We start from the raw sequence: 25,090 nt of genomic DNA, 5'->3' as shown, positions 1-25,090 counted from the left end.
CCTAAATAATAAAACACGCTCAAATGGTGGTTCCGCCATTGCTTCAGCGGACTCGGCCTTCTTATTTACTTTCCTGAGCGAACGGAAAGCCGACAAGTATAAGCGGGAAGCACCCGCCGAGTCAAGCCGCAATGCCGACAGAATCAGGCTCCGCTGCTCCATAACGGAAAACATTGACCACATTGAAAGTCGTGTCGGGCACGTACAGACGGCCGCGGTCGGCGTAAATGAAGTACGGCATCCAGACGCCGCCGGCGTCCGGGTACTTCTTGAACACGGAAATGCCGGTTTCGTAGGTCAGCGTGTGCTCGCCGATGCGGAACACTTTCAGCGCGCGGTTGACCAGGTCGTTGACGATCAGGCGCTCGCCGTCGATGCAGACGCTGGCCGGCAGCATGAATTTTTCGTAGTCAACGTTGACATCATCGCAATAGCCGAGCTGGCCGTAGCTCCACAGGCTGTTGCCCTCGCGGTCGAACACGCGCAGGCAGTTGTTGAACTGGTCGCAGACGAACAAGCGGTCCCGGTCATCGATGGCGATGTCGCAGGGCGTGAAATCGTCGTCCGACTGCCAGCGGAAATTTTTGCGGAACGCGACGTAGCCGGTCGGCTGGATCTGCCACATCGAGATGCGGTTGTTGAGCGAATCGGCGATGTAGATCTCGCCCTGGCCGTTGATGGCGATGCCCTGCGGCGCCTTCAGCGTGCCGTCGCCGCCTATGCCCTCGCGGCCGAACGGCATGCCGTAGTTGATCAGGTAGCCGGCCGGATTGAACTGGTACATCGTCACCGTGCACAGATTGAAGTTGGTGACGAACACGATCGGCGTGCCGGGACAGACCTGCCCCAGCGGCGGCGTGTGCGGGTAGTAGACGTCCATCGCCAGGTCGCCCGGCACGAAGAAGCCGCGCATAATGTCCTGCAACTGATGGTAGGAATCGCTCTCGGTATTGAAAGTCTTCATGCACCAGTTGCCGGAATCGATGTTCAGCGACGCGTTCGCCATGCGCGCCAGCGGATCGATGCCCATGTGCGTGCGGAACTGGTCGTACCAGTACTTGTAGATGCTGGTCGTCGCCCTGGCCCAGTAGTCGATCCAGTTGCCGCCGGCTAGCGGCTCGCGCGGCGCCATGCGGCGCTCGCGCTTGAAGCCGATCACCGACGTCATGCAATTGAATTGCGAGGTCGAGCGCAGCCGGTTCTGGAGGTTCTGGCCATCGCGCCGGTGGCCGACCGACTCCATCAGCAGCGCATCCTCCTCGCCTTGGACACGCGGAATGCGCACTTTAATCACGCTGGAGGCGAACGGCTCGCTGATGAAATACACGTCCGGCTCGCCTTCCGCTGCGCAGAGCTGGTACGGTCCGACGAACACCACATCCTCCAGCGCGCCGTAGACGAAATCGGACAGGCTGTGCACCGGCTCCAGCGTGTGGTTCCACAAGGGCAGCAGGCCGCCGACCACGCTGACCTTCCGGCCCTCCAGGTCGTACACCGTGATGGCGTTCTCGATATGCCCCGGCACGAACACGCGGTCGCCGATCACGCACACCGAACGCATCACATTGAACTTGCCGATGCCGGTCGGCTTGCCATGCTGGTGCAGCATCACCGCGTCATGCGGCGCCTGCACGCATTCGTCGACGATGGGCCAGTCGGTGCTGATCTTCAGCACTTCGTAGTGGCCGGTGTTGGCGAGGTAGAGATTGCCTTGCGCATCGCTGGCCAGCCCTTGCGGCCACAGCAATTCATGCCGGGCGCCCGGCCCGGCCACGTGGCGAAACTGGCTGATGAACTCGCCGTCCAGCGTGAACTTGACGCAGCGGCTGGCCAGGTCGTCGGCCGTGTGGAAGAACTCGTCGCAGACGTACAGGTAGTCGACGCCGTCGCGCTCGCGCACCACGGTGATGCCGTTCGGATCGGACAGCGGCAGGTAGTGGCCGTCGCCTTCGCCAAAGGCGTGGCTGAACCAGATCTCGTCTTCATCGTAGGCGAAGGCCACCACGCGGCCATGGCCCATGTCGGTGCAGTACATCAGCTGGTGGGTGGGATGGGGGCACAAATGGAAGGGCATCAGCAGGCGCGGCGCATCGGGCGTATCGTCGCCGGGGCCCTCGATCACATGCAACAGCTCGGACAAATCGGCGTTGAAGACCAGCACGCGGCTGTTGCCTGTATCGCACACCCACAGCCTGCCGAAACTATCGGCATGCACGCCGACCGGCGAATTGAGCGTGAAATCGTCGGCCAGCGGCCCCAGGGGCGTGGTGCCCGGCACGGTCAACTCACCATAGGAACAAAGGTATTTGATGGCCTGATTCATCGCAGCCTCCTTGATCTAAGTCATAAAGTATGCGAGTCGTTCGAGGTTGCCGCAAGTAAAAAAACCTCATGCAAGCCAGTCCGGCCGGACTCCTTTACAATATGCGCAACGCTTTTAACGGAGAGAATGATGGAATGCAAAGTCAGCTGGAATGGCCCGTCGGGCATGATTTTCTTGGCCCAGACCGGTTCCGGCCACATGGTCAACATGGATGGCGCGCCCGAGGGCGGCGGCCACAACCTGGCGCCGCGTCCGATGGAGATGGTGTTGCTGGGCACCGGCGGCTGCACGGCCTATGACGTGGTGCTGATCCTGAAGAAGGGCCGCGCCGACATCCGCGGCTGCGAGTGCACGCTGACCGCCGAGCGCGCGGACACGGAGCCGAAGGTGTTCACCAAGATTAACTTCCACTTCACCGTGACCGGCAAGGACTTGAAGCCTGAAGCGGTGGAACGGGCGATCACGCTGTCGCACGACAAGTACTGCTCGGCATCCATCATGCTCGGCAAGACCGCCGAGATCACCCACTCGTTCGAGATTATCGAAGTTTAGATGTAATACGCGGTGCTGGTCATGACCTTGCCCATCACCGCCATCACGGCCTGCACCGGGGCCGGCGTCTGCGAGGCGCCCAGCGCCTGCGCGGCGGCGCCGTGTTCGATCTCATCCTGCCGCATCTGCTCGACGATGGCGCGCGACTTGGCGTCCTGCGGCGGCAGCTGGTCCAGATGGCTGGCCAGATGCGCCTCCACCTGCCGCTCCGTCTCCACCACAAAACCCAGGCTGCGCGCATCGCCCAGCACCGCCGCCACCGTGCCCAGCGCATACGCGCCGGCATAGAACAGCGGATTGAGCACGCTGATATGCGAATTCAATTCGCCCAGCCGCTGCGCGGTCCAGGCCAGATGGTCTTCCTCTTCCCTGCCCGCCTGCTCGAACTGCGCGCGCATCTCTTCGGTCTTGGCGAAGCGGCTCTGCGAGTTGTACAGCGCCTGCGCGCACACCTCGCCCACATGGTTCACCCGCATCAAGCCGGCGCTGTGGCGGGTTTCCGCTTCGCTCATCTGAGCGTCGGCCGCGTGCAGCGCCGGCGTCGGCCGCGATGCCGAGGCGACGCCGGCCATCACGCGCAACGCCTTGTCGGCGCCGGCGATCAATCGGTCCAGCGGAGTGTGGTGATGTGCGGCCATAGGAAAACTCGAATTCGGACGAAAGCAATATTATAGAGGCGTCAGCCTCAGTTTGCCTCGGCCGCTTCGCGCAACTGGCGCTGGCGTTCGATGTAGTCGGCCACCGGACCGCGCACATCGATCTTGGAAATGTCTTTCGCCACGCTCAGGTTCAGGCCCAGCAGGAAGGGGATATTCTCGATCGGAACTTCCGGACAGTGTTCGGCAAACGCACGCAGGAAGCGCTTGGACTCCACCACCGGCACCACCTTCTCCCCGCTCATGTATTGCAGGATGCTAGTGATGCTGTGGCCCTTGCCGATGCTGTGATAGATGAAGCGGTTGAAGTCGCGGTCCAGCTTGGCGAAGTCCAGGGTTTCCTTGGTCATCAGGCCCGACAGGTAAAACAGGCCCAGCGCCACGCGAAAGAAGCCGGTGGACTCGCTACGGTCGACGCCACAATGGGTGACCGCCAGAATTTTTTCCTGCAATTGAGGATTCATTTTTTGTTGTGCTCCCATATCCGACTATAGCAAGACATTTGTGCAGCTAGTAGCTTGCGCGCGAGAATTTTTACATGCTACTCTTGAAATCTTTTTAACAAGGGGCAGAACAATGATCGAGGTCAGGGGTCTCGCCAAGCGTTTTCGCCTGTCGTCGCGTGGCGGCAAGCCGGCCCAGGCGCGCGATCCGCGCGACCACGACGGCTGGTTCCATGCGGTGCGCGATGTCAGCTTCCGCTGCGCGCCCGGTGAAGTGCTGGGCCTGCTTGGTCCCAACGGCGCCGGCAAGACCACCACCTTGCGCCTGCTGTCCACCGCACTGAAACCGGATGCAGGCAGCATACACGCCAACGGCGTCGATCTGCTCAGCGATCCGCTGGCGGCGCGCCAGCACATCGGTTTTTTATCCGGCACCACCGGCCTGTACGGCCGCCTGACCGCGCGCGAAAACGTCGAATACTTCGGCCGCCTGCACGGCATGAGCCCGCCCTACCTGAAGCGCCGCTGCGACGAGCTGTTCGAGCTGCTGCAGATGACCGAGTACGGCAACAAGCGCGCCGACCAGCTGTCCACCGGCATGAAGCAGAAATGCTCGATCGCCCGCACCGTGGTGCACGAGCCGCAGATCGTCATCCTCGACGAACCGACCACCGGCCTGGACGTGATGTCGGCCAAGATCCTGCTGGACTTCATCGCCAGCTACAAGGCGCTGCATGTGCCGCTGATCTTCTCCACCCACCACCTGCACGAAGTGGAAAAGTTGTGCGACCGCGTCTGCATCATCAACCACGGCAAGACCGCCTTCCACGGCACGGTCGGCGAGCTGCGCCACCTGGGCGGCAGCGCCGACCTGTACGACGCCTTCGTCGGCGTCATCAACCAGGAGCCCTGAGCCATGTGGATCATCTACCTCAAGGAGTTGCTGGAGCTGGCGCGCGACCGCCGCACCTTCTTCTTCACCGTGTTCATTCCGGTGTTCGCCATGCCGCTGATCTTCACCGGCTTCGGCTACGTCTCGTCGAGCATGTTCAAGCAGGCCAGCCAGGCCGAGATGACCTACTCCATCTTCGGCAAGGACCACGCGCCCAAGCTGGCCGAACGCTTCGCCAGGGAAAAAGGCTTCCGCGAAGTGGTGCTGGCCAGCCCGGCCGACATCAAGGCCGCCATCGGCGACGACCGCATCAAGTTCGCGCTGGTGATCCCGGCCGGCTTCGAAGCGAGCCTGGCCCAGCAGCAACAAGCGGTGATCGCGCTGCACTACAACAGCGCCGTCACGGTCGACCTGACGCGCAAGCGCGTGATGTCGGTGGTCGGCGGCCAGAACCGCCTGCTGCGCGAACAGGCGCTGTCCGCGCTCAGCCTCAACAAGGAGCAGCTGCGCTTCGCGCTCGACCCGATCACGCTGGAAGACCATTCCACCGCCGACAAGCGCGAGCAGATGGGCGCCGTGGTCGGCGGCATGCTGCCCTACATCCTGCTGATGGTGTGCCTGATGGCGGCCATGTATCCGGCGATCGACACCGGCGCCGGCGAGAAGGAGCGCGGCACCCTGGAAACCCTGCTGCTGGCGCCGGTCTCGCGCACCGCGCTGGTGATGGCCAAGTTCCTGATGCTGTTCACCGTCGGCCTGACCTCGGCACTGCTGATGATAGGCAGCCTGGGCATGCTGCTGACTTTCTTCGGCCCCATGATAGGCGGCGACCTGGTGCAGATGGTGCGCGCCATCGGCCTGCTCGACCTGGCCATGGTGGCGCTGATGCTGGTGCCCACCGCCGCCATCTTCGCCGCCATCCTGCTGTCGATCTCGGTCTACGCCAAGAGCTACAAGGAGGCGGCCGGCCTGATCTCGCCGCTGATCATCGTCACCGTGCTGCCGACGCTGGTGGCGTTGCTGCCCGGCGTCGAGCTGAACTGGAAATGGGCGATGGTGCCGATGACCAATGTCTCGCTGGCGATGAAGGAATTGGTGAAGGGCACGATGGACTACAGCATGTTCTGGGTCATCCTGCTGTCGACCACCTTGACCGCCGGCGCCCTGCTGGCCCTGTGCCGCTGGTGGTTCAACCGGGAGCAGGTTTTGTTTAGAAATTGAACAAGTTGTCTATTCAACTAACCCTGAATGGGGCCGCTGCGCGCCGCCGTCTGGTCGGCCTTTTCTGCACTCTGGCGCGCGGTTTCGGCCGCCTATCGCAATGGCGCCCCACATAGAGGGCAAATTCAATACAATGCCATCATGTGAAAAGTGTATGGCCGTGCAGAAACGCGGCGCAGGCACCGGCAGAATCATTCAGGAGTTAGCATGGAATTACGCATCAGCAACTTGTCTAAAACCTACGGCAATGGCGTCGTAGCGCTGGACAATATCTCGCTCACCATCCCGACCGGGATGTTCGGTTTGCTCGGGCCCAATGGCGCCGGCAAGTCGACGCTGATGCGCACGCTGGCGACCTTGCAGGAATGCGATTCCGGTTCGGTGTTCCTGGACGACATCGACGTGCTGGACGAAAAAGACGAAGTGCGCCGCCTGCTGGGCTACCTGCCACAGGACTTCGGCGTCTACCCGAAGGTGACCGCCTACGAGCTGCTCGACCATTTCGCCGTGCTCAAGGGCCTGTCCAACCGCAACCGCCGGCGCGAGGTGGTCGACGGCCTGCTGCAGCAAACCAATCTGTTCGACGTGCGCAACCAGCGCCTCGGCGGCTTCTCCGGCGGCATGCGCCAGCGCTTCGGCATCGCCCAGGCGCTGCTGGGCGACCCCAAGCTGATCATCGTCGACGAGCCGACCGCCGGCCTCGACCCGCAGGAACGGGTGCGCTTCCACAACCTGCTGTCCGACATCGGCGAAGACAAGACCGTGATCCTGTCGACCCACATCGTCAGCGACGTCGCCGACCTGTGCGCCAACATGGCCATCATCAACAAGGGCCACTTGCTGCTGTGCGGCCCGACCCAGGAATTGATCCACGAGGTGAGCGACAAGATCTGGGCCCGCTTCATCGACAAGCGCGACCTGCAATCGTTCCAGCTGCGCCACCCGGTCATCTCGTCGCGCCTGTTGTCCGGCCGCACCCTCATCCATGTCTACAGCGAGACCGATCCCGGCGACGGCTTTGAAGAAGCCATCGGCGACCTCGAAGATGTCTATTTCGCCACCATCGCCGGCCGCCACAGCGCTGCGGCCACCTGCGATTAAGGCGGCCTGATGTTTTCCATCGCCTACTTTGAAGCGCGCCAGCGCCTCAAGCTGCTGTCCACCTGGGTCTATTTCTTTGGTTTCCTGGCGCTGTCGCTGTTGTGGATGGCCGCCGCCGGCGGCGTCTTCAAGGGCGCCTCGGTCGCCTTCGGCAGCCAGCTGATCAACTCGCCCCGCTCGCTGATGTTCACCACCAGTGTGCTCGCCTCGCTGGGCGTGGTGGTCATGGCCGCCATGATGGGCCGCTCGGTGCAGCAGGATTTCGAATACGACATGCAGCACTTTTTCTTCTCGGCGCCGATCAAGAAGCACCAGTACATGTTCGGCCGCTTCCTCGGCGCCTACCTGACGCTGGCCATCATCTTCACCAGCATCCTGCTGGGCGCCTGGCTGGGCAGCTACATCCCCGGCATCGAGCCGGAGCGGCTGGGCCAGCCCGGCGTGCTGGGCTACCTGATCCCCTACCTGCTGGTCATCCTGCCCGACATCTTCATCTTCGGCGCGGTGTTCTTCATCCTGGCCGCGCTGACGCGGCGCATGCTGCCGGTCTACATCTCCAGCGTGGTCATGCTGATCGGCTACATCGTCGCCCCCGGCCTGGCGCGCGACCTCGACTACAAAACCCTGGCCGCGCTGATCGACCCCTTCGGCACCACCGCCGTGATCCGTCTGACCGAATACTGGCCCATCATCGAGCGCAACAGCCGCATGTTCTGGCCGGAAGGCGTGTACCTGCTCAACCGCGTGCTGTGGTGTTCGTTCGCGCTGGCCGGCCTGCTGCTGGGCTACTGGCGCTTCCACTTCATCGCCACCATCGACAGCGGCGCCGGCAGCACCAGCCGCGGCGAAGGCGAAACGCCGCTGCACCTGTCGGCCCAGTCCACCAGCACCCAGGAAAAGCCGGACTTCCAGTCGCGCAGCCTGGCCGCGCTGCTGTTCAAGATGAGCTGGCTGAACCTGCGCGAAACCACCAAGAACATCTATTTCCTGGTGCTGGTATTGGCCGGCGTGCTGATGATGCTGGCCAGCGCGCTGGACATGGGCTCGATATTCGGCACCAGCACCTACCCGGTCACCTACCTGGTGCTGGAGTCGGTGTCGGAAACCTTCGCCCTGTTCATGTTCGTCATCACCACCTTCTACGCGGGCGAGCTGGTGTGGCGCGAGCGCGAGGCGCGCATGGCGCAGATGCTCGACGCGCTGCCGATCCCGAGCTGGCTGCCGATGCTGTCCAAGCTGATCGCGCTGATCGGCCTGCAAACCCTGCTGATGGTGGTGGTGATGGTGTGCGGCATGGCGATCCAGATCGCCAAAGGCTATTTCATCCTGGAGCCGGGGCTGTACCTGCACCACCTGTTCCTGATCCAGATGCCGGCCTATGCGCTGTCGGCCGTGCTGGCGATCGCGCTGCAAGTGCTGATCAACCAGAAATACCTGGCCTACTTCGCGATGATCGTCTACTACCTGGCCAGCATCACGCTGGGCACGATCGGCGTCGACGACCCCATGCTGGTCTACGGCAACATGCCGAGCTTCATGTATTCCGCCATGAACGGCTACGGCCACTTCCTGGCGCGCGAACGCTGGTTCGAGCTCTACTGGACCGGCGCCGCCTTGCTGCTGGCGGTGCTGTCGCTGCTGTTCTGGGCGCGCGGCACCAACGACGGCTGGCGCCAGCGCCTGCAACTGGCGCGCCACGCGCTGACGGTGCCGGTGCTGAGCACGGTCGCGGCCGGCCTGCTGGTGTTCGTCGGCGCCGGCAGCGTGGTGTTCTACAACACCCACGTCGCCCACTGTTTCAAATCGGCCTACCAGAAGGACGCCGAGCGCGCCGACTACGAGCGCAAGTACAAGAAATTCGCCGTGGTGCCGCAGCCGCGCATCACCGACGTCAAGCTCGACGTCGCCATCGTGCCGGACCAGCGCAGCCTGGTCGTCAAGGGCCGCTACCTGCTGGAGAACAAGACCGCGCAGCCGATCACGGACGTGCTGGTCTACCAGGACAACAGCACCACCCAATTCAAGGCGCGCTTCAGCCAGGACGCGCGGCCGGGCTTCCAGGATGACGATCTCGGCTTCTACAGCTACAAGCTGGCCAAGCCGCTGGCGCCGGGCGCGCAGCTGACCATGGAGTTCGACGTGGTCTACCTGCCCGTAGGCATCTTGGGCATGGGCCAGGACACGCCGGTGATCGGCAACGGCACCTTCTTCAACAACAGCGTGCTGCCGCACATCGGCTACCAGCAGGCGGTGGAACTGAGCGACGTGCGCGACCGCAGGAAGCACAAGCTGCCGGCGCGCGAACGCATGCTGCCGCGCGACGACCCGGCCGGCCTGGCCAACAACTTCGCCAGCAACGACGCCGACTGGATCAGCTTTGACGCCACCATCAGCACCAGCGCCGACCAGATCGCCATCGCGCCGGGCACGCTGGTCAAGGAATGGAGCAAGCAGGGACGACACTACTATCACTACCAGATGGACCAGCCCATCCTGAACTACTACGCCATCCAGTCGGCGCGCTACCTGGTCAAGCGCGACTGGTGGCAGGACGTGGGCATCGAGCTGTACTACCATCCCGGCCATGAGTACAACCTGGACCGCATGGACAAGGGCATCAAGGAAGCGCTGGACTACTACACGCGCAACTTCGGCCCCTACCAGCACAAGCTGGTGCGCATTGTCGAGTTCCCGCGTTACGGCACCTACGCGCAATCGCTGCCGACCACGATACCGTATTCGGAATCGATAGGCTTCATCGCCAAGGTCAACGACAAGAGCCCGAAGGACATCGACTATCCGTTCTACATCACCGCGCACGAAGTGGCGCACCAGTGGTGGGGCCACCAGCTGGTCGGCGGCAACACGCGCGGCGGCTCGGTGCTGAGCGAAACGCTGGCCGAATACTCGGCGCTGATGGTGATGAAGAAGAATTTCGGCGCGGACAAGATGCGCCGCTTCCTGCACTACGACCTGGACCTGTACCTGGTGGGCCGCGCGCTGGAGCGCAAGAAGGAATTGCCGCTGGCCGAAAACGAAAGCCAGAACTACATCCAATACCACAAGGGCAGCCTGGCGATGTACCAGTTGCAGGACATCCTGGGCGAAGCCAAAATCAACACCGCGTTGAAGGAGCTGCTGGCCCAATATGGCCGCAAGACCGGGCCGTATCCGAGCGTCACGGTACTGGTCGAGGCGCTGCGCAAGATCACGCCGCCCGAACAGGCCTACCTGATCGACGACCTGTTCAACAACATCGTGCTGTACGAGAACCATGCCGTCTCGGCCACCGCGCGCAAGCTGGTGGACGGCAAATATGAAGTGACGTTCGCGGTCAGCGCCGCCAAGGTGCGGGCCAACGACCAGGGCGCGGAAAAAGACGCGCCGTTGAAGGACTGGATCGACATCGGCATCGACGACAAGGACGGCAACAGCCTGTACCGCGAGCGCAAGCTGATCGAGCGCAAGGACAATCTGTACACGGTGATCATCAACGGCCGTCCGGGCAAGGCCGGCATCGACCCCGACAACAAGCTCATTGACCGCAAGCCCGACGACAATATGATCAACGTCGAGCTGCTGGCCCAGTAAGGTCAGCCGTTCAGTGGCAAGCGGGGACGTGCCTAGGCCGTGACTTGCAGGGTGCTGACCAGCCCGGCATTGTAGGAATCGGCGATGACGGTGCCGGCCAGGTTGGGATTGGCCTTGAGCAAGTCCGCCCAATTGGCCGATGCCTGCGCGGACAGGCCGCTGACCGTCCCGGCGCCGGTGTAGACGCCCGACGCCGACGGCGCCGAGGCCAGGGAGGAAAGAACGGCCTGATCCTGCGCCTGCTGCGCCGTGGCGGCAGTATCGACCTTGCTGCCGTCGATGGGAACGGTGACCGCCTCGGTCGTCGTGCCGGCCTGCTGCAAGGCATCCAGCAAGCCTGACGGGGTGTAGACCGCCGCGCCGGTCGATCCGCCCAGCGACGCCACCACGGCCGACTCCGCCGACAGGCTGACCGCCTCGGACGACAAGGCCCCCGCCGCCGTACTGGAGACGGAGGGCACATACGGCTGGTAAGCCGGACTTGCGCTAACGGAGTTGAGGGCGACGGTCATAGTACCTTCAATATAGGTGTTCGGCCCCGGCGGTGCAAGCGAAAAAAAGCCGGGCGTTTTGGAGGCGCCCGGCTTGCTTGGGATGTCGACGATCAGATCTTGGCGGCATCATGGTCGCGCTTGACCTGGTCCGCATGGCGTTCCAGCTTCTCGTCGCGGCGCGCCACCTGCTCCTGGTGCTTGTCGACGCTGCGGCGGGCGATCACTTTCTCGTCATGCTTGATGGCCTGCTTCTCCACTTTGATGTTTTGCTGCTCGGCGCGGCGCGCCTGGTCCAGCTGCTGGGCGCCGGCCAGGTCGCCCTTCTTGACGTCGGCGTGTTCGACGCGGGCCAGCGCGTTGCGTTCGCCGCGTTCCGCTTGCAGCTGCTGCTGGCCTGCCGCCACCTGGCTTTGCTTGGCCGCGATCACTACGTTGTCGCGCTGGATCTGGCGGGTATCCTGGTGGATCTCTTTGACGTCCTGGCGGATCTGAGCATTGTCGTGATGGACTTGTGCCACTGGAGCGGTCTGCGCGAAAGCTGCGGCGCTGATCATGGAAAGCACGCCGGCGATCATCAGGGATTTGGTTTTCATGATTGTGTTCCTTTTCTAGTGGTTGGCAGACCGCTGTGCATCAGCGTCTTGAGCAATTAACGCGACCGCCCCGGCGGCAGACGACCACAGTTCAGTAAGAAAAGTTACGAGTTGTATCCTGCCAGCGCGGCCGCCAGTTCGCGCTGCCAGGCGCTGGCCTTGACGCGATTCCACACCAGCGCCACCTGCTCCACGCATTCGAACGCGCAATCGCTCACGTGGATACGGCGCAACTCGGGATCGGCCAGCGCGAAATCCGGCAGGTAGGCCAGCGCCTCGCCCGATTTGACCAGCGCCAGCAGCAGTTGCAGATCGTCGGTCCAGTAGCGGATCTTGCGCGGCAGCTGGTCGTCGCGCCAGCCGTCGGAACGGGCGCCGCGTTGCACGCCGCAAAACAGCGAACGCGACGGGCAAGCGAAATCGTGCGCCAGCACTTGCGCCGTGTCCGCCTTCAGCAGCGGCGTCGGCGGCAACGAGGCCACCAGCGGATGACGCTGCCCCGCCACCAGGTGCAAGGTCACGCTGCCCAGCGGCGTGACCTGCCATTCATCCGACCAGTGCTCGCCGCGTCCCTCGATAACGTCGCCGGTGACGATGGCGGCGTTGATGTCGCCGCGCAGCAGCGCCGCCAGCGCCTCATCCTCGAACATGGCCTGCATGCGCAAGCTCGCTTCCGGGTAGGCGCGCAGCGCTTGCGACAGCATTTGTCCATGCCGCCACAGCAGGATGGCCGGGCCGGCGATGCGGCTGTCCACGGCGGCGCGCTCGCCCATCAGGTCGGCCTTGGCCTGGTCGGCCAGCGCCAACAGGTTCTGGGCGCGGGCCAGCAGCAACTGGCCGCTGTCGTTCAACACCAGCTGCTTGGCGCTGCGGTCGAACAGCGACTTGCCCAGGCTGTCTTCCAGCCGCTTGAGCGCCTTGGACACCGCCGACGGCGTCAAATGCAGCTCCAGCGCGGCCGCGCCCAGCGATGGACGGCGGGCGGCGCTGACGAAAACACGCAGGTCGGAAAGATTCATGATGTCCAAACAGGATACAAATAGTGAATTTAAGTTGCTTTACTGGATACGAAGAGCATCTTACCATCTGCAGCATGACTACTCTCACCCAACAACAATGGATCTACCGCCGGCAGCCGGTCGGCCAGATCACGGCCGAGCACTACGAGCTCGTTGAACAACAACTGTCGACCACGCTCGGCGACGACGAGGTGCTGATCGAAGCACGCTGGTTCAGCGTCGATCCCTATATGCGCATCGGCCAGTCCACCAAACCGACCTACGACAGCGAGCCGCATCCGCTCAACACCGTGCAGCAAGGCGCCGTGGTGGCGCAGGTGCTGGCGTCGAACGCGCCCGGCTTTACGGCCGGCGACTGGGTACAGAGTTACACCGGCTGGCAGACGCATGCGCGCGTCCACGCCAGCGGGCTGAAGCGCATCGACCCGGAACTGGCGCCGGTGACCACCGCGCTCGGCGTGCTGGGCATGCCGGGCCGCACCGCCTGGTTCGGCCTGACGGAATCGGGCAAGCCGCATGCGGGCGAGGTGGTGGTGGTGTCCGGCGCGGCCGGTGCGGTGGGCTCGCTGGTGGTGCAGTTCGCCAAGCGCCACGGCGCGCGCGTGCTGGGCATCGCCGGCGGCCCGGCCAAGTGCGACTGGCTGCGCAATGTGCTGGACGCGGACTGGGCCATCGACTACAAGGCCTACGCCGACGCCGAGTCGCTGGGCGCGGAAATCAAACGGCTGACCGGCGGCGTCGACGTGTATTTCGACAACGTCGGCGGCATGGTGACCGATGCCATCATCCCGCTCATCAACCGCCGTGCGCGCATCGTCATCTGCGGCCAGATCAGCCAGTACAGCGGCGGCCTGGAGACGCCGGAACTGGGGCCGCGCCTGCTGCACCACATGCTGTACCAGCGCGCCACCATCCAGGGCATGCTGGCGCGCGACTACCTGCATCGCATGGACGAGATGATCCACATCGTCGCGCCGTGGGTGAAGGCGGGCGAGATCGTGTTCGAGGAAACCGTGATCGACGGCTTCGCGCAATTGCCGGCAGCGCTCAACTCGCTGTTCACCGGCGAGCATCGCGGCAAGCTGCTGGTGAAGGCATGAAGGCCGCGCTGCTAACGCTCGCCTTGATCGCCGGCGGCGCCGGCGCGGCGGACGCCAGCTACGGCGAGCACGGCATGGCGCTGTTCGGCGGCAAGGAAGGGCTGTACGCATCGCACCTGCCGATGTTCCATGCGCCGCATGATTATCAGGTGATCCTGCAAGTGCATGTGGCCGATGCCGCCACCGACGCCGCGCTGCGCCGTCGCCTCGACGGCAAGACCGCGCTGTGGACCATCGCGCCGGAGAAGTTCGAACTGTCGCGCCTGGCGCCGGCGAGCGCCGCGCCGCTGCGGCAGTTCAAGGCCGACCTGGTGCTGGGCCATTTCGAGCAAGGCGGCAAGACGCAGTTCGCCGCTTCCACCGTCGTGGTCGACAAGGTGCTGATGTACCGCCAGTTATCACCGGCGCAGAAGACCAGCGCCGACGCCAGCTACGTGCAGATCGGCATGGGCAAACAGCGCTACCTGGTCAAGCAGATCGACAGCCGGCCGGATTTCGACCATATCGTTTCCTACGCGGCAGCCGGCGGTGCATCGACTGCTGCCATCACGCTCAACAAGCAAGCCTTGCAGCAGCCGGATGCGCAAGCGCTGGCCGCCGCTCTACATGTGCCCGCCAGCGCGATTCGTGGTACGGTCTATTTTTACACCGACGATTTGAAATGACATGGTTCCAGCAGCATACCAAGGCCTGTGGCGCCGCAGCGGCATCTGGCGCAGCAACGGCAGCAGCGACCTGAGCACGCAAGTATGGTGGTTCCAGGCGGAGCGCTATCACATCGACCTGCGCATTCCCGTCGACCGCAACGGCATCAATGGCTTCGCCGGCGAAACCGTGGTGGAGGGCGAGCGCTGCACCTGGCATCCCGCCATCGCCTACCCCGCCCTCAGCAGCGAGCTCGACGCGGGCTGGATGCGCTTCGACGATGCCGACCACGTCCACGAAACCGGCCTCGACAACAGCTACGAGGAAGACTGGTACCGTGAACCTTCCGGCGCCATGCACGGCCTGCGGCTGGAAGATCCAAACAGCGACCAGCTGGCCTATCTGCTGATCAGCGACGACTGGCTGGCCTGGGCCTGCGGCAGCCCGGACGGCACCTGCGAAATCACCATCTACCGGCACGAACAGGAACAATGGATCGCCATCGCCTCCAACCTGGAAGCCACACACCCGGTCGCGCTCAGCAAGGAAGACGTGCTGCAATGGCAGGCCGGCAAACTGGTCGATATCCCTATGAAGCAGGACAAGACCTGGCGCGTTTAGCTCAAGCGAAAATCCGGCTTCCCCTTCGGATCGATGGCCCCGCTGACACAATCCAGGCGAAGCAGTTCCGGGCGCGACGGCAAATCGGTAGGCAATTTAAGATTCCAGGCCAGTCCGGTGCAGCGCATGGCGCATAGCACCCACCAGCCCGGGTCCCACTCGCCAGCACGCAGGCCTAGGCGGGCGGAGCCGGGGAACGCATGATGGTTGTTGTGCCAGCTCTCGCCCATCGTCAGTAGCGACGTCAGACGAATGTTGTGGCCTTGTACGGCCGCGCCTTGCACTTCATAGTGCATCTCGCCGTGGTTGTGAGCGAAGTAGCCGATCAGCCAGTGGCCAAACACGCCCGCGGTCACCCGCGCGCAAGTGCCGAAGAATACGAACGACCAGCCGCCCCAGCAAAACAGCAGCACAGCTACCGGCAGTTGCTGGAGCATCCAGGTCCGTTCAAGGAATCGATAGAAACGGTCATCGGCGATGCGCGCTTCAATGCGGACTTGCGGCTCGTCGGCCAGGCGCAGTTCACAATTCAACTGCCACCAGGCATCTACCCACGCCGAGCGGCCGTGGCGCAGATAGTCGTGGCAGTCCGGCAAGCGCTGCGCGTAGTCGCGCAGTTCATGCTGACGCAGCAGACCCAACGGCCCTGCCAGCCCGACTTGCACGCCAAGATAGACCAGCAGATATTCCAGCCATTTCGGGCATAGGTAACTATCGTGTATCAACTTGCGATGGCTGCCCAGTGAGTGACCGAACAGCAGCACGACTGCGGTAGACACCAGAAACAGGACCAGGCCAGCCAGCGAAAATGTAGCGTACCCGCCGAACAGCGCAGCCGCAGCCATGCCGAGGAACCACAGCGACTTCAGCGGCGCGTAGCGCACCTCGCCAATCACCACACTGCTGGCAGCGGCTGCACGGACACGATGTTGCTCGATGCTGGAAAACGGACGGGACATGGTGCAACTCCTTTCGGTAGTAGGCGGATCAGGTAGCTTTTTTCTTGCCCAACGCACGCGATTCGCGCTTCAACTTGCCGCCCACCGGGCAGACTTCCAATGCATAACCAGTCAGGGTAGTCACCAGGCTGTCGGCATTGAGCTTGTAGAGCACAAACTGCCCCTTGCGCTCGCTGGTGACAAGGCCTGCATTTTCGAGTATCGACAAATGGCGTGAAATCGCAGGCGCACTCATCTCGAAGCGGGTTGCCAGGTCAGAGGTCGACAACTCAAGCTCCGACAGATACGCCAGGATTTTCCGACGTGGTTTTGAGGCTAAAGCCTCGAATACGCGATCCAAGTCCATAAATTAACCTATTAACGAATAAGTTAATATTTAAATCCTTTTCGGACGGCATGTCCACTACTTTCGGCAAGATCAAGGATCGCGTCCACGCGATATACTAAAGTCACACAAGGACATCAGATTCTGGAGCCAAGCATGTCACCAGCCAAACAACGAGTAATCAGTCTTCTGGAGTCTCTGCCAGATGACTGTTCGCTAGACGATATCCAGTATCATCTTTACGTGCTCGCCAAGATCGAGAAAAGCGACGACCGCGTAAAAGCTGAGGGAACGCTTTCGCAGGAAGATGTCAAACGGCGCCTTAGCAAATGGCTCGAAGGATAGTTTGGTCGGAAGCCGCAACTGAACAGCGGCTTTGCATAGGTCCAGCTTCGACTAGAGGGATTTCATCCAGTAGCCAGGTCGTTTCTTGTCGTGCGCAATCGCAAAGATAATAATCTCGGCCGTCTCTTCGCGGTACACCACCGTAAATGGAAAGCCCTTAACCTTGGTCTTACGCGTACCAGCGGGCCCCAATGGTCCACCTGTAGGGAACTTCAAGATCAGATTGAACGCCGCTTGCACGGCAAGTCGAAAACGCCGGCCGGCTCCGGGTTGCAGCTTCTCGAAATACTCCGTCTCGCGCAAGAACTCGGCGCGGGCTTCGGCTCGTATGCGGAGACGTTTCTGGTTCAAGGTGCTATACGTGCGGCATCATTCATCACGTCATCCACCTCGAATAACTCGCCGTCCCCGCGCTCATGGGAGGCGACGCGACGTTCGATTTCCACCATCCATGCGGCATCGACCTCGCCCAACGCATCGTTATGCAACGACTGGAGAAGTAAGGATAGCAAGCGTAGCCGCTCATGGGCAGGGAGCTCGCAGCCCAAAGCGGCAATTTCAGAAACACGATCGGTCATGATCACTCCTGACGTAGAGATGCGAGCTGAATTGTCTACTCGCCGGCTAAAGGAACTCATTGCAGTATATCTTGAAATAAAAACGGGACCATCAAGGTCCCGTTTTTATTGGCTCCGCTGAATTTACTCAGCGGTGGCGGCAGCTTTCTTAGGCGCTGCTTTTTTTGCTGGCGCTTTCTTGGCCGCCGGCTTTTTGGCTGCCGCCGCCTTGGCCGGAGCCTTGGCTGCGGCCACCTTCTTGGCCGGCGCTTTCTTCGCCGGCGCCGCGTCTTCCGCTGCACCGTCCGCGCCCTCGTCCGCTACCTTGGCCGCTTTGCCTTTGGCCGGAGCCTTGGCCTTGCGCTCTTCGAACTCGAAGCTGATCTTGCCGTCCTTGCCCTTGGTCAGGAAAGCCTTGAACGGACGACGCGTGCGCTGCGAGACAAAGCCAGGCAGCAGGTCGGTCTTGCCATCGTTGAGCAGCTTGACCATTTGCTCCGGCAGGATCTCCTGCTGCAGGATGATGCGGCCGCTGCGGAAGTCGCACGTCTTCGGCTTGGCGACGCTGTTTTCGCACACATACGCCAGGCCCATCTCGTACACGCCGCCGGCGCACTTCGGGCACGGGCCCAAGGCGGTCTGGCCGGTGAAGTCGACCGGCTCGGCATCTTCCGAATCGTCGTTCTGGCCGAAGTCGAACTCCAGCTTGAAGTTCTTGATCTCTTCGTCGCGCACGATGCGCAGGATGGCCGCGAACGGACGTCCCATCTTCGAGCGGAAACCTTGCAGCGGGCCGATGGTCCGGTCCTTCAGCAATTGCTCCACTTCCTCGATTTCAAACTGGCGGCTGCCCGGCGTCTTGCTCATCGAGAATTCGCACTTGGTGCAGGCAAAGCGGCGATAGTTTTCCTTGACCACGCTGCCGCAGTTCGGGCACGGCGTGTGCAGGGTGTGGTAATCACCCGGGATCGTATCGTTGTCGTATTCCTTGGCGCGCTTGACGATGATCTGCGTCATCTGGGCGATTTCACGCATGAACTCCTCACGCGAGATCTTGCCCTTCTCCATCTGCGACAGCTTGTATTCCCACTCGCCGGTCAGTTCCGGCGCGGTCAGTTCGTTCACGCCCAGGCCGCGCAGCAGCGTCATCAGCTGGAACGCTTTGGCGGTCGGCATCAGTTCGCGGCCTTCGCGCAGCAGGTAGCGCTCGGTCAGCAGACCCTCGATGGTGGCGGCGCGCGTCGCTGGCGTGCCCAGGCCCTTGCCGGCCATCGCATCGCGCAGTTCGTCGTCCTCGACCAGCTTGCCCGCGCCTTCCATCGCCGACAGCAGCGTCGCTTCCGTGTAGCGTGCGGGCGGCTTGGTGACCAGGCCGTTGGCGTTGACCGTGTCGGTCAGCACCTTCTCGCCCTTGACCACCGGCACCAGGTTGCCGTTGGCGTTGCCTTCCTTGTCGTCGTCGGTCGAGGCTTCCTTGCCGTAGATCGCCAGCCAGCCCGGGTTGGTCATGACCTTGCCTTCAGTCTTGAACTGATGGCCGGACACTTCGGTGTAGCGGGTGGTGACCTGGAACTCGGCAGGCGGGAAGAACACGGCCATGAAGCGGCGCGTGACCAGGTCGTACAGCTTCTGTTCCGGCTCGGACAAATTCTTCGGCGCGATGGTGGTCGGAATGATCGCGAAGTGATCCGAGATCTTGGTGTTGTCGAAGATGCGCTTGTTCGGCTTGACCCACTTCTTGTCCAGGATCTGCTTGGCGAACTGGTGGTAGTTCGGGTTTTCCTTGACCACTTCCAGCGCCTGCATCACGGTCGGAATGTAATCTTCCGGCAGGTGGCGCGAATCGGTACGCGGGTAGGTCAGCGCCTTGTGCTTTTCGTACAAGGCCTGCGCCAGGCCCAGCGTGTTCTTGGCCGAGAAACCGAAGCGCGAGTTGGCCTCGCGCTGCAGGCTGGTCAAGTCGAACAGCGCGGGCGCCATCGACGTGGTCGGCTTCGATTCTTCGGTGACGGCGCCCTGCTTGCCGCGCACGGCCAGCGCGATGGAGTCGGCCGCGGCCTTGCTCCACAGGCGCTCGGCGCGTTTTTCAGGGTCGGTCTCGTCCTTCTTGAACTTGGTGTCGAGCCAGCGGCCTTCATAGATGCCGGCCGCGCAAACGAACTCGGCGCGCACTTCCCAGAAGTCGCGCGAGACGAATTTCTTGATCTTCTCTTCCCGCTCGACCACGATCGACAGCGTCGGCGTCTGCACGCGGCCCACGGTGGTCAGGTAGAAGCCGCCCTCTTTCGAGTTGAACGCGGTCATCGCGCGGGTGCCGTTGATGCCGATCAGCCAATCGGCCTCCGAGCGGCAACGGGCGGCGTCGGCCAGCGGCATCATGTCTTCGTCGCTGCGCAACTGGGTGAAGCCTTCGCGGATCGCGCCGGGCGTCATCGATTGCAGCCACAGGCGCTTGACCGGTTGCTTGGCCTTGGCGTTCTGCGCGATCAAACGGAAAATCAACTCGCCTTCGCGGCCCGCGTCACATGCGTTGATCAGGGTGGTGACGTCTTTGCGCTTGATCAGCTTGTTGAGCACCTTGAGGCGCGCCTCGGTCTTGGCGATCGGGTTCAGCGCGAAGTACGGCGGGATCATCGGCAGGTGGGCAAAGCTCCATTTGCCGCGCTTGACGTCGTGTTCTTCCGGTACGGCGATTTCCAGCAGGTGACCGACGGCGGAGGACAGCACGTACTCGTCGGATTCAAAGTACTCATCGTGCTTGGTAAAGCCGCCAAGCGTCTTCGCGATGTCGTTCGCGACAGAAGGCTTCTCGGCGATGATGAGGGTTTTGGTCATATTTTGTATCTCGTTTTTTAACACTTGGGATGGGTGCAGCATGCGCATCATACATGGATCGTGTCGCAGTCTGCACTTTTGCGATGCGGATGGCAAGGCCGAGGCGTCACAGTCTTGTCAAAGCGCCAATGATAAGCGCGTTGCCGGCCCGACCGCAAGCAAACAGCGCCACACCGCGGCAATACGGCATATCAGCCGGCGGAATGTTGCTTAAATCATTACATTATGGGGAGTACAGGCCGCTGCGGCGGTCTATATTAGTGCAGCAGGCGGGGCGCCTGGTCCTCGTCGGAACCGAACAGGTCGTCGAACATCAGCGCGTCCGGCTCTTTTCCTTGGCTCCAGAGCAACATCAGGACGATGACCTTGAGCTTGCCCAGCGATACCGGCGCCTCTTCCAGCGCCAGCGCGCGCTCGATGACGATTTCGCGCTGCAACGGCGACAGCACCTTGGCCGACTCCAGGAACTGGATGAAGCCGATCGCGGCCGAACCCAGCACGTCCTGCTCTTCTTCCACGTAGAAACGGGTGCCGGTGGAGGACGCGGTCAGGGTCTGCTCCACCCCGGCGATGGCGTTCAGGTCGGTCAGCCAGACCAGCGCCTCGGAAATCTCGACATCGTCAAAACCGACAGCCGACAGTTTCTTGGCCAATGCGGCCGGTTCCGGGCAGGCATCGGGACGATAATAAGTCTCGTAGAGATAAACAAGGATGTCGAACATGGCTCTACTCTATCAGTTAAAACAGATCGGACACAAGTGCCGGGCAGTTCGCCTTTTCTTCCCACCATCATGCGCGCAAACGCTGAAACATGCCACCTGGCAAACGTTCGACCAGGCCGGCCAGCTCCAGCGCCAGCAACTGCCCCTGCAAGTCGGCGGCGGACTGGTTCAGCCGTAGCGCCAGCAGGTCGGCGCCGGCCGGATGCTCGCCCAGCGCCGCCAGCACGCGGTCGACAAAGGTGTCGTCCAGCGGCGGCCGGGTGCCGCGCGCGCCGGGCTTGAGCAGCTTGAGGTCGGTCAATATGTCGGCCGCCGTCTCGACCAGCTTGGCGCCGCTCTCGCGTATCAGCGCATGGCAGCCCTTGGCCAGCGTGGCATGGATGGAACCGGGGATCGCATACAGCTCCTTGCCCTGGTCGATCGCCAGCTGCGCCGTGATCAGGGAACCGGACTTGGCGGCCGCCTCCACCACCAGCACGCCGCGCGCCAGGCCGCTGATGACGCGGTTGCGGCGCGGAAAGTTGTCGCGCAGCGGCGGCGTGCCCAGCGCGTATTCGCTGACGATGCAGCCCTCCTCGGCGATGCGGCGCGCCAACTCCTTGTTGCGGGCCGGATAAATCCGGTCGGGGCCGGTGCCGATCACGGCGATCGTGCTGCCCGGCCCGTTCAGGCCGCCGGCGTGCGCGGCCGCGTCGATGCCCAGCGCCAGCCCGGAAATGATGGTCAGCCCGGCCTCGGACAGGGCCTGCGCCATGCGGTCGGCGTTCAGCATGCCCTGGGCGCTGGCGTTGCGGGCGCCCACCACCGCCAGCGACGGCCGCCCCAGCAGTTCCGCCCGACCCTTCAGGTACAGCAGCAGCGGCGCGGCGGCGATATGGCGCAGCGCCTCGGGATAGTCGGGATGGTCGTAGCTCAGCAGACGGTTGCCGGGCTGCTGCTGCCAGGCCAGCGTGGCGTCGACCAGGGCGGCCAGCCGGTCCGGCGGCGCTTGCAGCAGGGCATCGGCCTGGCCGGGCTTGACCTCTTCCAGCAGCGCGGCGCGGCCGGCGCCGAAGATCGCCTCGGGCGTGACGAAGCGCTCCAGCAGCCGGTGCGCCGTGCCCAGGCCGACGCCGTCCGTCATCTCCAGACGCAGCCAGCCCGCCAGCGCGGCGGCGCTGATGGGCTGGAACGTGGCGGTAGGGGTATCCGTGGCTTGCACGGCGCGGGTCACTCCGGCGACTTGGCGACGTCGCCCACTTCCACCGGCGCCGACACCTGCATGATCAAGCCGTAGGAAATATGCTTAAACACGCGGAAGATAAACAAGCTGCCCACTTCCTCGTCCGGCAGCTTGACCTGCTGTTCGCGCATGCCCAGCCAGCTTTTGGAGGCGGTGGCGTCGCTGACAGTCTTCCCCGCATGGTACAGCTGCAGCACGGAGCCGATGTCGAGTCCATCAAGCTTTCCGCGATTAATGCTGACAACCTGGTTCTGGCCGGCGTGCGTGACGCCGCCGTAGATCGCCACCACCCGCGCGCCCACCTTCTGCTCGGGCGGATGCGGCACGTAGTTTTGCATCGGCATCGGCGGAATCGCGCGCAGCTGGTCGCCCTTGCCCATCTCCTCCTTGGCGCTGGCGACCACGAAGGTGTGGACGTCGCTGGCGGCGCCGGGCCGGGCTTCGGTCTGCAATTTCAGCGTGCCGAGGTAGAACGCCTCGTAGCCGATCACGGCCTTGGTGATCGGGTCTTTCAGCTGATTGCCGGGTCGGAACACCTGGAACGAGGTGCCGCCCTTCAGATCGCCGCGCACATAAGCCTTGTCGTCCTTGCCCAGGAACACATGGCCGTCCTGCGTAGCCACCACGCGCGGCGCACCGGCCAGCTCATCGTTTTCGATGATCAGCGGCTGGGTCAGGAAGGGTTCGATCACACCGGCCGGTATCGATGTCACGGCATCCTTGCCCAGGCCCTCGGTGCGCAATTGCGGCTTCAGGCGCAGGTTGGAGGCGCTGTTGCTGGCGTCATTGCTGGCGTCGATCTTATTGCCCAGGCGCAGGCGGCCGGCGGCGCGGTCGAACCAGATGATCTGGCCCGGATAAATCCAGTGCGGATTGGCGATTTCCTCGCGGTTCATGCCCCAGACGGTGGGCCAGCACCAGGGGCGTTCGAGGAATTTACCGGAAATATCCCACAGCGTATCGCCCTTGACCACCAGGTGCTGGTCCGGCGCATCGGCGCGAAACTCGCATTTCAGTGGCTCGGCTGAAGCTGCCGTCAAGCCCGAAAAAAGAGCCGCTAATACTAAGCGGGTGCCGACTGTGCTAAAATTTTTCATTAGTAGATCCAGTAAATGCGCCATAAATTGCGCAGGCACACGATAGCAAGAAGCGCCCAATCAACGGAAAAGGCTTGCTAAATTGAATCAAATTCTGCCCATAAAACCCTGAACTAGCAAGAGAAACCGCGCAATGACAGCCCGCGCGGTTGTTGCATTTTTGATCGGGAAAATGACGGCGGCGACGCCCTCGACGCGGCGCGCGTTATCAAGGCACTCACTTAGTTTTCACATAGTTATCAACACAGTTACTGCATATGGCCATCTTAAATATTTTGCGTTACCCCGATCCGCGTCTGCATAAAGTCGCCACCCCAGTCACCGTCTTCGACGCCAAACTGGAACAACTGGTCGCCGACATGGCCGAGACCATGTACGAAGCGCCGGGCATCGGCCTGGCCGCGTCGCAGGTCGACGTCCACGAACAACTGGTCGTGATCGACATCTCCGAGACCAAGGATGCGCTGGTCGCCTACATCAATCCGGAGATCATCTGGGCCAGCGAAGAGAAGCAGATCTACGACGAAGGCTGCCTGTCGGTGCCGGGCATTTACGACGGCGTCGAACGCCACTCCCAGATCAAGGTGCGCGCGCTGGACGTCAAGGGCCAGCCGTTCGAAGTGGAAGCCGACGGCCTGCTGGCGGTCTGCATCCAGCACGAAATGGATCACCTGCTGGGCAAGGTCTTCGTCGAATACCTGTCGCCGCTGAAGCGCAACCGCATCAAGGCCAAGCTCGTCAAGGAAGAGCGCGGCATGGCGCGCGAAGCCCAGTTGCGCGCCGCCGGCCGCCGTTTCTAAGCCGCACAGGGATAACGCATGAAAGTCATCTTCGCCGGCACGCCGGAATTCGCCGCCGTGGCGCTGCAAGCTTTGCACGAGGCGGGCTTCGAGATTCCGCTGGTGCTGACCCAGCCGGACCGCCCGGCCGGACGCGGCATGCATCTGCAGCCATCGGCCGTCAAGCAGTACGCGCTGGCGCAAGGCATCGAGGTGCTGCAGCCGCTGTCGCTGCGCACCGACAGCAAGGACCCGGTGCGCGCCGAGCAGGCGAAGGAAGCGCATGCGCGTTTGCTGTCCACGCCGTATGACGTGATGGTGGTGGCGGCCTATGGCCTGATCCTGCCGCGCGCCACGCTGGACATCAAGCCCTGCCTGAACATCCACGGTTCGCTGCTGCCGCGCTGGCGCGGCGCCGCGCCCATCCACCGCGCCATCGAGGCCGGCGACAGCGAGACCGGCATCACCATCATGGAGATGGAGGAAGGCCTGGACACCGGCCCGATGCTGCTGATCGAGCGCATCGCCATCGGCGAGCAGGACACCACCGGCATGGTGCACGACAAGCTGGCCGCGCTGGGCGGCAAGATGATCGTCGAAGCGCTCAACAAGATGAAGCACGGCCAGCTGGAAGCCGTGCCACAGCCGGAAGCGGGCGTGTGCTACGCCGCCAAGATCAGCAAGGAAGAAGCGGCGCTGGACTTCACGCAATCGGCGCTGGAGATCAGCCGCAAGATCCGCGCCTTCAATCCCTTCCCCGGCGCGCATGGCGCGGTCAACGGCGTCAACGTCAAGCTGTGGGGCGCCGAAGTGCGGGAAGCCGACAGCAAGGCGCCGGCCGGCCAGGTGCTGGCGGCCGATGCGCAGCATGGCATCGTGGTGTCCTGCGGCAGCGGTTCGCTGCGCCTGACGGAACTGCAAAAGCCGGGCGGCAAGCGCTTGCCGGCTGCGGAGTTCATCAAAGGCTTCCCGCTCGAAGGTTTGAGCTTCGCTTGATG

General features: G+C 62.9%; 25 protein-coding genes. 11 read left to right on the top strand and 14 right to left on the bottom strand.

All coding sequences use genetic code 11. The features are described 5' to 3' along the window. Window positions 1–121: 121 nt before the first annotated feature. A complete protein-coding gene (locus AC07OK_RS23715) occupies window positions 122–2,323 on the bottom strand; it encodes an NHL repeat-containing protein (RefSeq protein WP_494692596.1) in 2,202 nt (733 codons plus the stop codon). A 129-nt stretch (window positions 2,324–2,452) separates the two neighbouring features. Between AC07OK_RS23715 and AC07OK_RS23710 the strand changes: the two genes are divergently transcribed. Further along, window positions 2,453–2,875 (top strand): OsmC family protein, encoded by a 423-nt coding sequence (locus AC07OK_RS23710; RefSeq protein ID WP_494692595.1) that lies wholly within the window; start codon window positions 2,453–2,455, stop codon window positions 2,873–2,875. Here AC07OK_RS23710 and coq7 read toward each other — a convergent pair. After that, complete coding sequence (gene coq7 / locus AC07OK_RS23705; RefSeq protein ID WP_494692594.1) at window positions 2,872–3,513, bottom strand: 2-polyprenyl-3-methyl-6-methoxy-1,4-benzoquinone monooxygenase; 642 nt, start codon at window positions 3,511–3,513, stop codon at window positions 2,872–2,874. The two genes, AC07OK_RS23710 and coq7, sit on opposite strands and share 4 nt — an antisense overlap. Window positions 3,514–3,560: 47 nt before the next feature. Then, window positions 3,561–3,995: a hypothetical protein gene (locus AC07OK_RS23700; RefSeq protein WP_494692593.1), complete on the bottom strand. Its 435-nt coding sequence runs from the start codon at window positions 3,993–3,995 to the stop codon at window positions 3,561–3,563. Between the two features lie 112 nt (window positions 3,996–4,107). On the opposite strand from AC07OK_RS23700, the gene AC07OK_RS23695 reads away from it, so the two are divergent. The 4 genes from AC07OK_RS23695 to AC07OK_RS23680 all read left to right on the top strand — a co-directional run bounded on the left by AC07OK_RS23695 (window position 4,108) and on the right by AC07OK_RS23680 (window position 10,779). After that, on the top strand, window positions 4,108–4,887 hold the full coding sequence (locus AC07OK_RS23695; protein ID WP_494692592.1) for an ABC transporter ATP-binding protein: 780 nt from the start codon (window positions 4,108–4,110) through the stop codon (window positions 4,885–4,887). A 3-nt stretch (window positions 4,888–4,890) separates the two neighbouring features. After that, on the top strand, window positions 4,891–6,087 hold the full coding sequence (locus tag AC07OK_RS23690) for an ABC transporter permease (RefSeq protein ID WP_494692591.1): 1,197 nt from the start codon (window positions 4,891–4,893) through the stop codon (window positions 6,085–6,087). Window positions 6,088–6,294: 207 nt separating this feature from the next. After that, a complete protein-coding gene (locus tag AC07OK_RS23685; protein WP_116992301.1) occupies window positions 6,295–7,188 on the top strand; it encodes an ABC transporter ATP-binding protein in 894 nt (297 codons plus the stop codon). A 9-nt stretch (window positions 7,189–7,197) separates the two neighbouring features. Then, window positions 7,198–10,779, top strand: a complete 3,582-nt coding sequence (locus AC07OK_RS23680; RefSeq protein ID WP_494692590.1) for an ABC transporter permease/M1 family aminopeptidase — start codon at window positions 7,198–7,200, stop codon at window positions 10,777–10,779. A 32-nt stretch (window positions 10,780–10,811) separates the two neighbouring features. On the opposite strand, the gene AC07OK_RS23675 is transcribed toward AC07OK_RS23680, so the two are convergent. The 3 genes from AC07OK_RS23675 to AC07OK_RS23665 form a co-directional block, all read right to left on the bottom strand. Next, window positions 10,812–11,291 carry a hypothetical protein gene (locus AC07OK_RS23675; RefSeq protein WP_494692589.1) on the bottom strand — a complete coding sequence of 160 codons (480 nt, stop codon included), beginning with the start codon at window positions 11,289–11,291 and terminating at the stop codon, window positions 10,812–10,814. A 92-nt stretch (window positions 11,292–11,383) separates the two neighbouring features. Further along, complete coding sequence (locus tag AC07OK_RS23670) at window positions 11,384–11,866, bottom strand: hypothetical protein (RefSeq protein ID WP_494692588.1); 483 nt, start codon at window positions 11,864–11,866, stop codon at window positions 11,384–11,386. Between the two features lie 104 nt (window positions 11,867–11,970). After that, the gene (locus AC07OK_RS23665; protein ID WP_494692587.1) at window positions 11,971–12,885 is read right to left on the bottom strand and encodes a LysR family transcriptional regulator; all 915 of its coding nucleotides are present in this window, start codon (window positions 12,883–12,885) and stop codon (window positions 11,971–11,973) included. A 74-nt stretch (window positions 12,886–12,959) separates the two neighbouring features. Between AC07OK_RS23665 and AC07OK_RS23660 the strand changes: the two genes are divergently transcribed. Genes AC07OK_RS23660 through AC07OK_RS23650 form a run of 3 tightly spaced genes read left to right on the top strand, consistent with a single transcriptional unit; the run spans window position 12,960 to window position 15,251 of the window. Beyond that, complete coding sequence (locus AC07OK_RS23660) at window positions 12,960–13,985, top strand: NADP-dependent oxidoreductase (RefSeq protein WP_494692586.1); 1,026 nt, start codon at window positions 12,960–12,962, stop codon at window positions 13,983–13,985. Beyond that, on the top strand, window positions 13,982–14,650 hold the full coding sequence (locus tag AC07OK_RS23655; RefSeq protein ID WP_494692585.1) for a hypothetical protein: 669 nt from the start codon (window positions 13,982–13,984) through the stop codon (window positions 14,648–14,650). Before AC07OK_RS23660 ends, AC07OK_RS23655 begins: the two co-directional genes overlap by 4 nt. Window position 14,651: 1 nt before the next feature. After that, window positions 14,652–15,251: a hypothetical protein gene (locus tag AC07OK_RS23650; protein WP_494692584.1), complete on the top strand. Its 600-nt coding sequence runs from the start codon at window positions 14,652–14,654 to the stop codon at window positions 15,249–15,251. Here the strand turns inward: AC07OK_RS23650 and AC07OK_RS23645 are convergent. Together AC07OK_RS23645 and AC07OK_RS23640 are read right to left on the bottom strand one after the other, a co-directional pair. Next, window positions 15,248–16,210, bottom strand: a complete 963-nt coding sequence (locus AC07OK_RS23645) for an acyl-CoA desaturase (RefSeq protein ID WP_494692583.1) — start codon at window positions 16,208–16,210, stop codon at window positions 15,248–15,250. The two genes, AC07OK_RS23650 and AC07OK_RS23645, sit on opposite strands and share 4 nt — an antisense overlap. A 28-nt stretch (window positions 16,211–16,238) precedes the next feature. Then, on the bottom strand, window positions 16,239–16,556 hold the full coding sequence (locus AC07OK_RS23640) for a metalloregulator ArsR/SmtB family transcription factor (RefSeq protein ID WP_494692582.1): 318 nt from the start codon (window positions 16,554–16,556) through the stop codon (window positions 16,239–16,241). Between the two features lie 135 nt (window positions 16,557–16,691). Here AC07OK_RS23640 and AC07OK_RS23635 point away from each other — a divergent pair, with 135 nt between their 5' ends. Next, the gene (locus AC07OK_RS23635; RefSeq protein WP_494692581.1) at window positions 16,692–16,880 is read left to right on the top strand and encodes a hypothetical protein; all 189 of its coding nucleotides are present in this window, start codon (window positions 16,692–16,694) and stop codon (window positions 16,878–16,880) included. Between the two features lie 51 nt (window positions 16,881–16,931). On the opposite strand, the gene AC07OK_RS23630 is transcribed toward AC07OK_RS23635, so the two are convergent. The 6 genes from AC07OK_RS23630 to AC07OK_RS23605 form a co-directional block, all read right to left on the bottom strand. After that, the gene (locus tag AC07OK_RS23630) at window positions 16,932–17,231 is read right to left on the bottom strand and encodes a type II toxin-antitoxin system RelE/ParE family toxin (RefSeq protein WP_494692580.1); all 300 of its coding nucleotides are present in this window, start codon (window positions 17,229–17,231) and stop codon (window positions 16,932–16,934) included. Further along, complete coding sequence (locus AC07OK_RS23625; RefSeq protein WP_494692579.1) at window positions 17,228–17,458, bottom strand: addiction module protein; 231 nt, start codon at window positions 17,456–17,458, stop codon at window positions 17,228–17,230. The genes AC07OK_RS23630 and AC07OK_RS23625 overlap by 4 nt, the downstream gene beginning before the upstream one ends. A gap of 123 nt (window positions 17,459–17,581) precedes the next feature. Next, entirely contained in the window at window positions 17,582–20,272 is a 2,691-nt protein-coding gene (locus AC07OK_RS23620) for a DNA topoisomerase III (protein WP_494692578.1), read from the bottom strand. A 257-nt stretch (window positions 20,273–20,529) separates the two neighbouring features. After that, window positions 20,530–20,994 (bottom strand): Smg family protein, encoded by a 465-nt coding sequence (locus tag AC07OK_RS23615; protein ID WP_494692577.1) that lies wholly within the window; start codon window positions 20,992–20,994, stop codon window positions 20,530–20,532. A 67-nt stretch (window positions 20,995–21,061) separates the two neighbouring features. Continuing rightward, a complete protein-coding gene (gene dprA, locus AC07OK_RS23610) occupies window positions 21,062–22,207 on the bottom strand; it encodes a DNA-processing protein DprA (protein WP_494692576.1) in 1,146 nt (381 codons plus the stop codon). Next, complete coding sequence (locus AC07OK_RS23605) at window positions 22,204–23,313, bottom strand: LysM peptidoglycan-binding domain-containing protein (protein WP_494692575.1); 1,110 nt, start codon at window positions 23,311–23,313, stop codon at window positions 22,204–22,206. The genes dprA and AC07OK_RS23605 overlap by 4 nt, the downstream gene beginning before the upstream one ends. Before the next feature lie 257 nt (window positions 23,314–23,570). On the opposite strand from AC07OK_RS23605, the gene def reads away from it, so the two are divergent. Together def and fmt are read left to right on the top strand one after the other, a co-directional pair. Continuing rightward, on the top strand, window positions 23,571–24,113 hold the full coding sequence (def, locus tag AC07OK_RS23600) for a peptide deformylase (protein WP_494692574.1): 543 nt from the start codon (window positions 23,571–23,573) through the stop codon (window positions 24,111–24,113). Between the two features lie 18 nt (window positions 24,114–24,131). After that, entirely contained in the window at window positions 24,132–25,088 is a 957-nt protein-coding gene (gene fmt, locus AC07OK_RS23595) for a methionyl-tRNA formyltransferase (protein ID WP_494692573.1), read from the top strand. The last annotated feature ends 2 nt before the right edge of the window (window positions 25,089–25,090 follow it).

Source organism: Duganella sp. GW821-FHT07G03, from assembly GCF_059418605.1.
The sequence above is the reverse complement of the archived record's forward strand: the minus strand, read 5'-3'. Positions and strand labels throughout refer to the sequence as shown.

Bases quoted from the DNA above. Each gene is read 5' to 3' on its own strand.
- AC07OK_RS23715 (WP_494692596.1), bottom strand. From the start codon at position 2,323: ATGAATCAGGCCATCAAATACCTTTGTTCCTATGGTGAGTTGACCGTG.
- AC07OK_RS23710 (WP_494692595.1), top strand. From the start codon at position 2,453: ATGGAATGCAAAGTCAGCTGGAATGGCCCGTCGGGCATGATTTTCTTG.
- coq7 (WP_494692594.1), bottom strand. From the start codon at position 3,513: ATGGCCGCACATCACCACACTCCGCTGGACCGATTGATCGCCGGCGCC.
- AC07OK_RS23700 (WP_494692593.1), bottom strand. From the start codon at position 3,995: ATGAATCCTCAATTGCAGGAAAAAATTCTGGCGGTCACCCATTGTGGC.
- AC07OK_RS23695 (WP_494692592.1), top strand. From the start codon at position 4,108: ATGATCGAGGTCAGGGGTCTCGCCAAGCGTTTTCGCCTGTCGTCGCGT.
- AC07OK_RS23690 (WP_494692591.1), top strand. From the start codon at position 4,891: ATGTGGATCATCTACCTCAAGGAGTTGCTGGAGCTGGCGCGCGACCGC.
- AC07OK_RS23685 (WP_116992301.1), top strand. From the start codon at position 6,295: ATGGAATTACGCATCAGCAACTTGTCTAAAACCTACGGCAATGGCGTC.
- AC07OK_RS23680 (WP_494692590.1), top strand. From the start codon at position 7,198: ATGTTTTCCATCGCCTACTTTGAAGCGCGCCAGCGCCTCAAGCTGCTG.
- AC07OK_RS23675 (WP_494692589.1), bottom strand. From the start codon at position 11,291: ATGACCGTCGCCCTCAACTCCGTTAGCGCAAGTCCGGCTTACCAGCCG.
- AC07OK_RS23670 (WP_494692588.1), bottom strand. From the start codon at position 11,866: ATGAAAACCAAATCCCTGATGATCGCCGGCGTGCTTTCCATGATCAGC.
- AC07OK_RS23665 (WP_494692587.1), bottom strand. From the start codon at position 12,885: ATGAATCTTTCCGACCTGCGTGTTTTCGTCAGCGCCGCCCGCCGTCCA.
- AC07OK_RS23660 (WP_494692586.1), top strand. From the start codon at position 12,960: ATGACTACTCTCACCCAACAACAATGGATCTACCGCCGGCAGCCGGTC.
- AC07OK_RS23655 (WP_494692585.1), top strand. From the start codon at position 13,982: ATGAAGGCCGCGCTGCTAACGCTCGCCTTGATCGCCGGCGGCGCCGGC.
- AC07OK_RS23650 (WP_494692584.1), top strand. From the start codon at position 14,652: ATGGTTCCAGCAGCATACCAAGGCCTGTGGCGCCGCAGCGGCATCTGG.
- AC07OK_RS23645 (WP_494692583.1), bottom strand. From the start codon at position 16,210: ATGTCCCGTCCGTTTTCCAGCATCGAGCAACATCGTGTCCGTGCAGCC.
- AC07OK_RS23640 (WP_494692582.1), bottom strand. From the start codon at position 16,556: ATGGACTTGGATCGCGTATTCGAGGCTTTAGCCTCAAAACCACGTCGG.
- AC07OK_RS23635 (WP_494692581.1), top strand. From the start codon at position 16,692: ATGTCACCAGCCAAACAACGAGTAATCAGTCTTCTGGAGTCTCTGCCA.
- AC07OK_RS23625 (WP_494692579.1), bottom strand. From the start codon at position 17,458: ATGACCGATCGTGTTTCTGAAATTGCCGCTTTGGGCTGCGAGCTCCCT.
- AC07OK_RS23620 (WP_494692578.1), bottom strand. From the start codon at position 20,272: ATGACCAAAACCCTCATCATCGCCGAGAAGCCTTCTGTCGCGAACGAC.
- AC07OK_RS23615 (WP_494692577.1), bottom strand. From the start codon at position 20,994: ATGTTCGACATCCTTGTTTATCTCTACGAGACTTATTATCGTCCCGAT.
- AC07OK_RS23605 (WP_494692575.1), bottom strand. From the start codon at position 23,313: ATGAAAAATTTTAGCACAGTCGGCACCCGCTTAGTATTAGCGGCTCTT.
- def (WP_494692574.1), top strand. From the start codon at position 23,571: ATGGCCATCTTAAATATTTTGCGTTACCCCGATCCGCGTCTGCATAAA.
- fmt (WP_494692573.1), top strand. From the start codon at position 24,132: ATGAAAGTCATCTTCGCCGGCACGCCGGAATTCGCCGCCGTGGCGCTG.